Here is a 12,492-nt window from a genome sequence, read left to right on the forward strand (position 1 = left end):
AAAGGAGTGGGGAGGCAATGCGCTTCACTCACTCCTTTTTCCATTTTAAATTGAATTGGAGACGATATGAGTTCAAAGAAGAAAAAAAATAAGATGGAACGTGGTCTGACCAATCGTCACGTGCAGGTTATGGCCATTGCGGGAACAATCGGAACAGGACTCTTTTTGGGAGCGGGTCGCTCTATTAGCTTAACAGGTCCTTCCATTGTACTGATTTATATGATTACTGGTGCTTTCATGTTCCTCATGATGCGTGCGGTTGGGGAAATGCTCTACCAAGACCCTGAGCAACATACCTTTATCAACTTTATCACGCGCCATTTGGGTAAGGGCTGGGGTTATTTCTCAGTTTGGTCTTACTGGCTATCCGTTGTCTTTATCGGTATGGCGGAAATTACAGCCATCTCTCACTACGTTCAGTTTTGGTTCCCTAGCTGGCCAAGTTGGATGATTGAGATTGGATTTTTAACCATTCTAGCCTTGGTCAATCTGATTGCGGTGAAGCTCTTTGGGGAAGTTGAGTTTTGGTTTGCTATGGTCAAGATTGTGGCTATTTTAGCCATGATTGCAACAGGGGTCTTTATGGTCTTGACAGGCTTTAAGACACCACATGGAGTAGCAAGTTTGGCCAATATCGCCGATAATTTCTCCCTCTTCCCAAATGGTGGAGTGAACTTTGTCATGGCCTTTCAGATGGTTTTCTTTGCTTATCTAATGATTGAGTTTATTGGAGTAACAACTTCTGAAACCAAAAATCCACGTCAGGTCTTGCCAAAAGCCGTTAAGGAAATTCCTTTGCGAATCGCCTTTTTCTACGGTGGTGCCCTCTTAGCCATCATGGCTATCATTCCGTGGCGTGAACTTGCATCGGCTGATTCTCCTTTTGTAACAGTATTTGAATTGGCAGGTATCAAGTGGGCAGCGGCCTTGATTAACTTTGTCGTTTTGACGTCAGCAGCATCTGCTCTTAATTCAACCCTTTATTCAACAGGTCGTCATTTGTATCAGATTGCCCATGATTCGCCCAATCCATTCTTAAAGGCTATCAAGGCAGATACTCTTTCCCGTCACAACGTACCACAAAATGCCATCATCGCCTCAGCGATTTTGATTGCCCTAGCAGCCTTTATCAACGTCTTGCCAGGAGTTTCGGATGCCTTTGCCTTGATTACGGCATCATCATCAGGTGTCTATATTGCCATTTATATCTTAATCATGGTGGCTCACCTTAAATACCGCAAGTCACCAGACTTTATGGTGGATGGCTATCTCATGCCCCATTATCGTTTCCTAAATCCTTTAACCATGCTCTTCTTTGCCTTTGTCTTTGTAACCCTCTTTTTACAAGAGTCTACATTTGTAGGAGCAATTGGATCAGCTATCTGGATTATCGGTTTCGGGATTTATAGCCAGTGGAAATTTAGAAAATAGATTAAGAACTCATCAACTAAGGTTGGTGGGTTTTTCTTTGTTTAAAAATATAGCGGCTTGGATCTAGGATAGTACGCTATATTATATCAGTATTATTTTTGAGCTGTCAGGTTTAATCTCTTAGGAAAATAGGGACTATGTAAAGAAAATGTAATGAAAACTTAACATAAAAATCATTGACAATTTCGGGGGGGTAATAGAATTAATATGAGACTTTGTGTAACTAAAGCAAAGAGCATGGTCAATTGAAATAAGAAGAGAATAAAATAGTCTCGTAAAATGTATTGCAACTTGGTAATACTTTTTGAGGCGCTTTTTGATTGAGCCCATGTTTTCTCAATGGGATTGTACTCAGGTGAGTAGGGAGGAAGAGGTAAAAATGTATAGTCGTTAAAATAGCATACGGAAAATAAGTTAGAAACCATGTAATGTTATAAATTTTATATGTTTTTGGTGCATAGATATTTTGGCTCAATGGAAGTTGAGGAGAGGAACAATGATGAAAAAATAACTTGGACTTCAAGTTGAAAATAATGACGGTTTGGTGAAGTAGAATAAAGAAATACAAATGTGGTAAATCTGACTATATATCAGGCGTTGCAAAAGAGGAAATAAGTATGGTGAATATAAGAAGAAGTCTTTTTGGATATAATAAAAAGGAAGTTAATGATGTGATTAGCAGTTTAGAGGGGGATAAAGAACGCCTCAAACAAGAACTTGAAGGGAAAGCACAAATGATTGAAGAGTTGAATGTTCAACTACATGGATTTCGCTCTCAAGAGGAGATTATTTCTGAGGTTATTATTGATGCGAAACAATTGTCAAAACGTTTAGTAGAAGAGGCTAAGCAAGAAGCAACGGAGTTGCTATATAATGCTAATAAAACAATATCAGATGAATTTGCACGTTTTCATCAATCAATGGAAATTTTAAACGGAATCAAAAATAGAGTTGTTGCGCAGAAAGAGGAGTTATCTAAAGAATTGCAAGACACTTTGAGACGATATAAAGAGGCTTTTGAAAACTCGGAGACTGAGGACTTTGCTCGAATAAAAGAACAAATAGAAATAGATATCACTCGAGCAGAAGATGTTTGTGAGAATTCAAAACAGGTTATCTTTCTCCCACGCCTTAATAAATCAAATTGTATTAAAGTAGAAAAAATAGAAAAGGAGAACTAGTAGTGAAAAAAGAACATAAGGAAATCTTTTCAATCCGTAAGTATAAGGCATATGGAGCTAATTCGGCTTTGATTGGATTAGTGGGTCCGGCTGTTTTAATGGGGGTACTGATGTCTCCTGTACAAGCAGAAGAAAGTGCTTCTATTCCTGATTTGAAGCCATTGGATAGGGCGGAGAGTAGTGAATCAAGTACCCGAGATATTGAAACAAATCATCTTATTGTTACATCGTCTCATCCAGAAGAAAATGCGACTGAAACAGCTGCTTCAGGGGTAGAAACAGGAATAAGAGCAAGTGAAGAACTTACAACTCCTAAAAGAGCAGTAAGTATTGTCTATAAAGTACGCTATGTAGATCGCAAATCTCATCAAGTAGTTCATGAGGTAACGAAGACGAAGACGGTAGAAACTACTGAAGCAAAAGCAAAAGTTATCGTTACAGAAATTGGTGGAGAGCTAGCAAATGATAGTCAATTAGAAAGTTACTATGTTCCAGATGGTAATCCAACAACCTTTACAAAAGAAATTGTTGAAGGGGAGGACAATGTTTTTGTCTACGAAGTAGAGGGATTTGGGAAATCAGAAGCTACAGACCGTACTGTCACGCTTAAGTATACAGTTGAATACGTTGATGAAAAGACGGGGCTTGTCCTAGATAGTGAGGACAAGGAAGAAACGGTTTCTACCTTTGAAGCAGTTGTGAAAAAGGAAGTGACTGTTCAAGCTTCCATTGATGGAAATGAATCCCTCAAGGGATGGAGTATCTCTGATAATGCAACAAGCCATCAAACTATCACCTTATCAGAAGGGGTTCCTGTAAAGGTTATTTTTAAACTCCATAACTCTGATAAGGGAAAGGTGAGGCAAAAGAGGAAAGTAGAGTATCCTTCCCCTGCCGTTACTGGGCAACCATACTTAACACTAGAAAAGATAACTCCGGGCAAATTAGGTGAAGAAAGTATTACTCTTGCTGGAAATGCTCAGCATACTTATGAAATAAAGTATAAAGTTGGTTTTTCAAACATTGACGCTTCTGACTTGGAAATGACCCAAGGGGCAAAGGATTTAGGCTTTAATTTAGACTTGGAAGGTGGCTGGTTAACTGCTACCCTTACGCCAACAAGAGAAATGGGAGGAAAATATGAAGTTGGATTCCAATCCCGTTCACATCCTGAAGTGAAAGTAGCTGGATTTATAAATATTACGACAACAACTCACTTTGGATTTATGGTGTTAGCAACTTCAGGGAGAGACAATCCTTTGTTTTATTTTCCCAATAATAGAGATGATAGGACTGAGTTTACATATGATGGTAGCATAACAGATCCTTCTCGAACTTCTCCGGTTATTTATAAAGGAGTAAGTGATTTGAATGATCTATATAAAGATTCTTCTGGACCAAAAATAGACATCACGATTGATGGAATCAGAATGCCAACGACTCCCTTTGGTTATTTTATGGATTCTAGTAATCAAACTGTTGAAAATGCTACCGCAGATACGAAACGTTATTATGCCATGATTCCAATCTTTGCTCTAATGGATCGTTCTACAGATTATGCTAATAATAATAAACAAGGATTATCTATTACAGATTTTCGGTTGTTATCCGCTTCAGATGGAGTAGAAGTTAAGTTGGTGGACTTAAGGAAAGACAAGGCTCCAGATAAGGGAGTTTACAGTAATACTGTAGATTTCCAAACAATGCCAGGGTATGATTTGTCAAGTGGATTGTTGAAAGATAACATGTATGGTATCTTGGATAAAACTCCATATTATCTTCAATTTACGAAATTGCCTAAAACAGCAGGTAACTATTCAGTGAAATTTCAAATGACTGATAGCTTGAACTTAGTCAAAACGATTACATTGAATTTTACAACTTATGAAAATTCTATTTCTAGTGAACGCTCAGACTCCAACGCTTCAGATAATCGTACTTATGCGTTAACCAATGCAGATGCTCTTTTTGAACCTAATGAAGAGTATGTAGATAAATCTACTGATAAGGTTACGCTTCCGATTTCTGATGAAGAACAAATCTTAGGAAAAGTAACTCTCAATAAAGATAATGCATATATAAAAGTAGATAATTTTCCATCGGGTATTGAATTGAGAGCAGTTCCTGATAAGGTGGATGCGGAAGGACATCCGACAGAAGCCTATGTTGTCAAAAAATCAGGTATTAAAGTTGCGAAGGGAAAATATTCTTTTTCAGTGAATGCCTATGATGGTCACTATCAGACTGGTGCTCCGCGGACATTTGAGTTTGAGATAGTAGACGCTATTAATCCGATTCCAAACCAGCATTGGCATGAGGGAACAGTTCCAACCCCTATTCCAGTTTCTATGGAAAACAACTCCAAAATAACAGGAATTCGTGTGGAATCAAGTGGCGGTTATGCCTTTTTTGAAGGGAACCCTAATGACTCTACTATTTCTATTTACGGTTTGAAGCACACGTCGTCACAACAAAAGGCGCGTGTTTATGTGACATTTACAGATGACGAAGGGAAAAAACATGAAACCTTTACCGATTTTTATTATGTGATAGAATCTAATACAGTAGACGATTTAGCGGTTAATGTTACTAATACAGATCAAACAATTTCCGAGGGTGAAGATTGGAAAGAAATGGTCATCACAACGACTCCAAGTGAAGGTGTGACCATTAAAGTTGATAAGACAAAACTTCCAAAAGGGACACGATTTGTTGATAATAAAATTATAGGGAAAGGTCTTTATGAAGGGCAGTATGAAGTTCCAGTACTTGCTGTTAAGGGAGATGTTGTTAAGTCGACTGTTGTGCGTCTAACTGTGAAGCCGAAGGAATTTGTCGTTCCTCCAGAAAACACAGAAGTTTCGGTCTTATCCAAGGTATCTGCTCTTGGATTGCAAGAGGTACCTGACGATGCAGTGGTAACTTATCGTGCGAATGATTCCTATAATTTTTCTAATTCTGGTCTAAAAATTAGTAATGATGGGACTAAAATTACAGGGATACCGACTGCAGTTGGTCGCTATGAGCTCATTGCAACAATTAGTAGAAGAGGTTCAAATGGGCTTGTTCGTACTACAACTACTACCTATACCATTAACGTAACAGGGCTAAGTCCGAGCTTGACAATCGGATCAGGAACTCAAGCAACAGATGCTTATACTTCTAATGAAACACGTCTCCTAGCATCGATTGGAACAGAGATTCCACCTATTACAATCAAGCATGATTCGCATTCAAAACTGACAGTCGATTCAAATTCTTTACCAGCTGGTTTGAGTTATTCGTATGATGAGTCGACACATACAGGAACTATTACAGGAATTCCAAGTGCAATGTCCTACGAGGGATATGTTTATCAAATTTTAGTTCAGACCGAAATGCCGTATAACTATGCAGATATCAACGTTCGCAGAACTATTTGGAAGACAATTTATATTGAAGTTACTCCTATAACATCAGCTCTTAGTATTAACAATGAAAACCAGACATTTGCTGCAGATAAAGAGATGATTCCAATTACGGTATCGGATTTTGATGAACGTGCAACAATTGATTTAGAGAATGCTCCGTCTGGAGTGAGATATGATGCATCCAATCATCAAATTATAGGAAATCCAACAGAAGGGGTAGGTACCTATGAATTTAATATTCGGGCGGTTATGCCACAGGCACTTGGAGGTCAAGTTACAAGAAGGCAGGTAACTCTTCGTGTAGAACCGTTAACACCGATTTTAGAGGCAGATAGGTCATCTGTTGAAGTAACAGCCAAGGATTCTATTCCGACTATTACAGTCACCAAGGAACCACATTCTACCTTACAACTAAATGTACTGGTGAAGGAACGTGATTATAGTTATTTTGGTTCTCTATCTGATATTGGTTTAAGCTATGATGCGTCAACAGGCAAGATTACGGGAATACCTACAGTCGTGGGGAAACACATAATCTATTTGTCAACATTCTTAGACAAAAATTTCACAGGAGTTGCTGGTGGTGTTAGAAATGAATTAACGATTCCATTGACGGTGACTGCTAAGGAATTTAACTTTATGGATAATCAGGAACGACATACGACTGTTATGTCAGCGATTGCTCCAGTGGCGGTGAGTGTACCAGATGGGATAGAGGTTAGTGTAGAAAGCGGGACTCTTCCTCAGGGGATTATTTACAATAGCGATAAGAAGGTGATTGAAGGAACGCCTACTCAAGCTGGAACCTTTACAATTACAATGGTTGCTAACCCAAGTGGTATACGTGGTAATGAAAGAAAAGCTACAGTGACTATTCAGGTAGATCCACTTCCAGCTACTATTAGGATTCCCCACAATCATCAAACCATCCAAGTAGGGACTCCTATGGAACCCTCAACGATAGAACTAAATGATCATGCAAAGATTTACGGTAGTGATGCATTACTTGATTCTTTTGGCAGTAGTGGATATATTAATCATGCTAGTGAAAGAGGTATGGAGGAATCGTACATTGATGCATTCTTAAAGATGTTTTATGGATTGACCTATGACGCCAGCACACACACCATTAGTGGGACTCCTACGCGAACGGGTACTATAACTTTTACTTTTATTGCGCGAAATGATGATCTATTAGGTAGTGGTGAAGCTAGAGAAACCTTTGTCTTGAATGTAGTAGAAGTTATTTCTAAGATTCCTATTATTACAGATGCGAAAGAAGGTTCTAATGTAATTAAAGGAAGCGGTGTTGCAGGAGCTACGGTTACCGTTACGCTTCCAGATGGAGTTGAGAAAACAGCTTTAGTGGTAGAGGATGGAACATGGATGGTAGATACGCCAGCACCTCTTGTAAAAGGACAAAGTATTTCTGCTCGACAAAAAGAAGTAAACAAAACGATTAGTAATGACATCAGTGCCACTGTTGTTCCTCAATCGGGATTAGTTGTATCCAAGGAAGCGATGGTAGATGCCATTATCGAAGGTGTTACAACGATTACAGGAACAGGGATAACAGATTCTACTATTAGTGTTACCCTTCCAGATAGTACCGTTAAAACAGCTACAGTTTCGGAGGGAACATGGTCAGTTACTTTAGACAAAGCCGTGGTGAAAGGTGATAATATTTTTGTAACACAAACTGAACCAAATAAAGCTACTAGTCCATTAGTTACAGCAACTGTGGTTCCTAAAATTACAAAAGGTGATAAAGGTGAAACAGGAGCAAACGGAGCAGATGGTAAATCACCAGTTGTAACGATGACAGATAATGGAGATGGCACATACTCTATTACAGTACGCAATGGAGATGGCTCTGAATCAACTACTAAAGTCAAAGATGGCAAAGACGGTAAAACTGCTACTATTACAACAACAGATAATCCAGATGGAAGTCATACAATCACTGTAACAGATCCAGACGGAACAACAAAAGAAACAGTTGTTAAAAACGGTAAAGACGGTAAGACTCCAAAAGTTGAAGTGACTGATAACAATGATGGAACTCATACTTTTAAAGTTACGGATGAAGATGGCAATGTTACGAATGCTATTATCAAAGATGGTAAAGACGGTAAAACTGCCAATATCACAACAACAGAAAATCCAGATGGAAGCCATACAATTACTGTAACAAATCCAGATGGAACAACTAAAGAAACAGTTGTTAAAAACGGTAAAGACGGCAAGACTCCAAAAGTTGAAGTAACAGATAATAACGATGGAACTCATACTGTTAAAGTTACAGATGGAGACGGCAATGTTACCAATGCTATCATCAAAGATGGTAAAGCTGCAACAGCAACAACTACTGAAAACCCAGATGGAAGCCACACAGTAACAATCACTAACCCAGACGGAACTAAGAATGAGTTTGTTGTTAAGAATGGACGTGACGGTGTTGATGGACGTACTCCAACCGCATCTGTTCGTGACAATGGAGACGGAAGTCATACAATCGTTATTACAAATCCAGAAGGTGTGACAACTGAAACCACAGTTCGTGATGGTAAATCACCAAAAGTTACTATAACTGACGAACAAAATGGAACTCATAAGATTTCAGTTCTAAATGGTGATGGAACTATTACTGAGACAATCATTAAAGATGGTAAATCACCAGTAGCGACTGTTACTGACAACCATGATGGTACTTACACAATTCGTATAGAAAACGGTAATGGTACTGTTTCTGAAACTACAGTTCGTGACGGTAAATCACCAACTGCTAAGGTTGTGGATAACGGAGATGGCACTCACACGATTACAGTTGTGAACTCAGACGGTACAACTACAACAACTACAGTTCGTGATGGTAAAGCACCAAAACTTGAAGTGATTGATAACAACAACGGTTCGCACACTATTAAGGTGACAGGAACTGATGGTAAAGAAACGACAACTACAATTTTTGATGGTAAATCACCAAAAGCGAACATCGTTGATAACGGAGACGGAACTCACACCTTAACAATCGTTGATTCTGATGGTCGTGAATACAAATCTATTATCAAAGATGGCAAAGATGGCGTTTCACCAACTGTAACTGTTAAAAATAATAACGATGGAACTCACGTTGTTACAATTATTAATCCTGATGGAAGTAAGACAGAAATGGTGATTAAAGACGGTAAAGATGGTAAATCACCAAAAGTTTCTGTTGAAGATAATGGAGATGGTAGTCATACAATCACAATCATCAATTCTGACGGAACTGTGACAAAAATAGTTGTTAAAGACGGTAAAGATGGTCGTGATGGACGTGATGGCAAAGACGGTAAGGATGGCAAAGATGATAAATGTGGATGCCAAGACAAACCAGTAACACCATCAAATGACAAACCAGTTCCTCCAACACCAAATGTGCCAGAAGGACCAACATTTGCAATGCCAGAACCACCAGTTCATGAATTGCCAGAATTCAACGGTGGTGTGCCAGGAATGCCAGAAGTTCATGAATTGCCAGAATTCAATGGTGGAGTACCAGGAATGCCTGAAAATCACGAATTACCAGAATTCAATGGTGGAGTACCAGGAATGCCTGAAAATCACGAATTACCAGAATTCAATGGTGGAGTACCAGGAATGCCAGAAGTACAAGAGGTACCAAAATTAGATATTCCAACAGTACCAGCGCAACCAACACCAAATGTGCCAGTACAACCAACTCCAGTTGTTCCAACTCCAGTTGTTCCAACACCAGAAGTACCGGTTAAACCAGAACCACCAGTAGTACCAACACCGGGTCAACCAGCAACTCCAGTAAATGCTAACCCAGTAGTAGCAACTCCAGTTAAAGAAAACCATGGGGAAAAATTACCAGAAACTGGAAGTCAATCTGATTATATATCTGTTCTTTTAGGTAGCGGTATTCTATTGAGCCTATATGTAGGTCGAAGAAAAGAAGATTAAATATAATGTGTAAGATTAGCAGAGGAATATTGTAGCTGAAAATATAGTTAAAAATTATGTTATTTAAACTTTTGTAAGCGTCTCATGATATTTGATATACAAGCGATTTGAAGTTTTGGAACATATCCTACTGATTATTTCTTACTTGATTGGATAGATAGGTTTCCTGCATAACGATTAATATTTTATATTTGTTATGCAGGTATTTTACGGTGTACATCTAATAATGGAACATTAAGGTTATTTATACAGATTATAATTCGTTTAATACAGTTCCTCTTAGTCTCTTTACAAAATGACGAGCAATTAAATTGGAGATTTTATAGTCAATTGAAAAAATAACAAGACAAAAGAGCCTCAAAAAAAGTATTGCAACTTGGTAATACCTTTTTGAGGTGCTTTTTGATATGAGCCCATGTTTTTTAAATAGGATTGTACTCAGGTGAGTAGGGAGGAAGAGGTATAGTATATTGAATCTAGAATAGTGCACCGCAACTTCTAAATCCTTGTAATAAATTTATAATCAAGCTGTATCAGTTTTCAAGGAGGTTTAGATGTACTTTAAATTGGAAAATGAGGATTCCCAGAAGGCGCAAGAAATTGGGAATCTGATTCGTGCTTATAATCGTTCCAAAAGAGAAGAGGCTGAAAGTGAGCCACTTAATCTTTATGTCGAAGATGAAAAGGGCAATCTCCTGGCAGGTTTGATAGCAGAGACTTTTGGAAATTGGCTAGAAATCGAGTATTTATTTGTAAAAGAGGAACTGAGAAGGCAAGGAATCGGTTCAAAGCTATTGCAGCAAGCAGAAACTGAAGCTAAGAATCGAAACTGTCGTTTTGCTTTTGTCAATACCTACCAGTTTCAAGCTCCTGATTTTTATAAAAGGCATGGCTACAAGGAAGTCTTTAGGTTACAAGACTATCCCTACATTGGGCAAAGATATTATTACCAAAAGGATTTGTAAGGAGAATAAAGCAAAGAGGGGGGCTTGACATAAGTATGAAGGGGATTCTCGATAAATACCAGTTAAATCCTACAAATTGTGTCTTTCTAGACGATATTGAAGCCAATACAATCGCAGTTAAGAAATTGGGAATCAAGTCCTATCAGGTTAAGAAAAGAAGTGATGTCGTCGATATTTTGAAATCCTATATTTAAACTTAACACTCTCTATTTTTTATGGTAGAGAGTTTTTTGTTAATAAAATTTTACAAAATGACATTTATATATTGCATCGAGTTAGATATATGATATAATGTTGTTAAAAAGAGGCGCAACTTTTTAAAACTATAAGGAGGACGCAGGTGGCTAAAAATTTAAAATTAAAATTAGCTCGGGTTGAGCTTGATTTAACACAAGGTCAACTGGCAGAGGCTGTTGGTGTGACGCGCCAAACTATTGGTTTGATAGAGGCGGGAAAATATAATCCCAGTCTCTCGCTCTGCCAGTCCATTTGCAGATGTTTAGGGAAAACCCTAGACCAATTATTTTGGGAGGAAGAAGATGAAAAATAGAAAAAAACTTGTTATCAAAGATGAACGTACGGAAAAATTGGATGGAAATATTTCAGGAGAAATTCTCTTGGGTATGTACCTATTTTTGGCACTGGAAATTTTTGCCAAAGTTTATATTTTTAATTTAACGCTTCTATCCTATTTACCAGAATTACTTTTATTGATTGGAGTCGGTTTGTATGCCATTATTCGCCGCATGTATGTAGGAATTGATATTCGAGATATTGTTGAGAATACTGGAAAAGAAAGAATTTTATCTGCTTTGGGATTTTCTATAGTGATTTTATTGATTGATATCGTAGGAAATCGCGAGGAACTGGTCAATCTATTGACTTGGAAGTACTCCCTAAAAGTGGTTCTAGCAGTTATCATCTATCTCGTTGGGAGTTATTCGATGGACCGAGTTATCCTATACTTGAATCGCAGAAATCAGCAAGTTTGGGAGGAAGAAGATGGTAAATAAATTCATTCATTATCAATTACTTGACGAAAGAGAAGAACAATTAATCAATAAAGCTGGGGCAGAGTCTTTTTCACTCTTTATTGGGCTTGTACTTCTAAGCTATTTGGTGGCAGTGTTGGCCCCATCTCTTTTTAATCCGAATTTTCTAGTCTATACTCTGATAGTAGGAATTTTCTTCTTTTTCAATCGTGCACGTTATCTGGGAGTGACCTACTATAGTCGTTTTCATTTTACGATTTTGGGTTGTTTTTTCTTAACCTTGGCTATTACGGCTCTTTTGATGTTAGAGAATTATCAATTCAACATAGAAGTTTATCAGCACAATCCTTTGAACGTTAAATACCTATCTGCTTGGGCAATTACTTATGTTATTTACCTTCCCTGGGTCTTTATTGGCAATCTTGGTCTTAAGAGCTATGGCGAATGGGCTCAGAAAAAGTTTGAACAAGACATGGATGAATTGGAGAGTGGAGAATAGCTTGTTACTCTTTTCTCAATCCAGCTAAAATGTGTTATAATAGTA

The 12,492-nt window shown here is 38.0% G+C and carries 8 protein-coding genes and 2 pseudogenes; 8 read left to right on the top strand and 2 right to left on the bottom strand.

Annotated elements, in window-relative coordinates; translation table 11 throughout:
* Positions 1 to 66 precede the first annotated feature (66 nt).
* Complete coding sequence (locus O3601_RS06100) at positions 67 to 1,431, top strand: amino acid permease (protein WP_371471753.1); 1,365 nt, start codon at positions 67 to 69, stop codon at positions 1,429 to 1,431.
* 216 nt (positions 1,432 to 1,647) lie between these two features.
* Here the strand turns inward: O3601_RS06100 and O3601_RS06105 are convergent.
* Positions 1,648 to 1,771 (bottom strand): annotated as a pseudogene (locus O3601_RS06105) (integrase); the annotation flags it as partial.
* Between the two features lie 277 nt (positions 1,772 to 2,048).
* Here O3601_RS06105 and O3601_RS06110 point away from each other — a divergent pair.
* A complete protein-coding gene (locus O3601_RS06110; protein ID WP_101781376.1) occupies positions 2,049 to 2,612 on the top strand; it encodes a DivIVA domain-containing protein in 564 nt (187 codons plus the stop codon).
* Positions 2,613 to 2,614: 2 nt separating this feature from the next.
* A complete protein-coding gene (locus O3601_RS06115; protein ID WP_371471756.1) occupies positions 2,615 to 9,991 on the top strand; it encodes an SIALI-17 repeat-containing surface protein in 7,377 nt (2,458 codons plus the stop codon).
* A 326-nt stretch (positions 9,992 to 10,317) separates the two neighbouring features.
* Here O3601_RS06115 and O3601_RS06120 read toward each other — a convergent pair.
* Positions 10,318 to 10,455, bottom strand: a pseudogene (locus O3601_RS06120) (IS630 family transposase); the annotation flags it as partial.
* A gap of 90 nt (positions 10,456 to 10,545) precedes the next feature.
* Between O3601_RS06120 and O3601_RS06125 the strand changes: the two are divergent.
* The 5 genes from O3601_RS06125 (at position 10,546) to O3601_RS06145 (ending at position 12,447) form a co-directional block, all read left to right on the top strand.
* Complete coding sequence (locus tag O3601_RS06125; RefSeq protein ID WP_023943224.1) at positions 10,546 to 10,956, top strand: GNAT family N-acetyltransferase; 411 nt, start codon at positions 10,546 to 10,548, stop codon at positions 10,954 to 10,956.
* Between the two features lie 35 nt (positions 10,957 to 10,991).
* Entirely contained in the window at positions 10,992 to 11,150 is a 159-nt protein-coding gene (locus O3601_RS06130) for a hypothetical protein (protein WP_261026082.1), read from the top strand.
* A gap of 146 nt (positions 11,151 to 11,296) precedes the next feature.
* The gene (locus tag O3601_RS06135) at positions 11,297 to 11,506 is read left to right on the top strand and encodes a helix-turn-helix transcriptional regulator (protein WP_001812672.1); all 210 of its coding nucleotides are present in this window, start codon (positions 11,297 to 11,299) and stop codon (positions 11,504 to 11,506) included.
* Positions 11,496 to 11,969, top strand: coding sequence for a DUF6773 family protein (locus O3601_RS06140; protein WP_371471760.1), 474 nt, complete (start codon positions 11,496 to 11,498; stop codon positions 11,967 to 11,969). Before O3601_RS06135 ends, O3601_RS06140 begins: the two co-directional genes overlap by 11 nt.
* Complete coding sequence (locus O3601_RS06145) at positions 11,959 to 12,447, top strand: DUF6773 family protein (protein WP_371471763.1); 489 nt, start codon at positions 11,959 to 11,961, stop codon at positions 12,445 to 12,447. The genes O3601_RS06140 and O3601_RS06145 overlap by 11 nt, the downstream gene beginning before the upstream one ends.
* Positions 12,448 to 12,492 lie beyond the last annotated feature (45 nt).

The sequence above is a fragment of the Streptococcus sp. 20925_1_69 genome (genome assembly GCF_041432365.1).
Lineage (GTDB): Bacteria > Bacillota > Bacilli > Lactobacillales > Streptococcaceae > Streptococcus.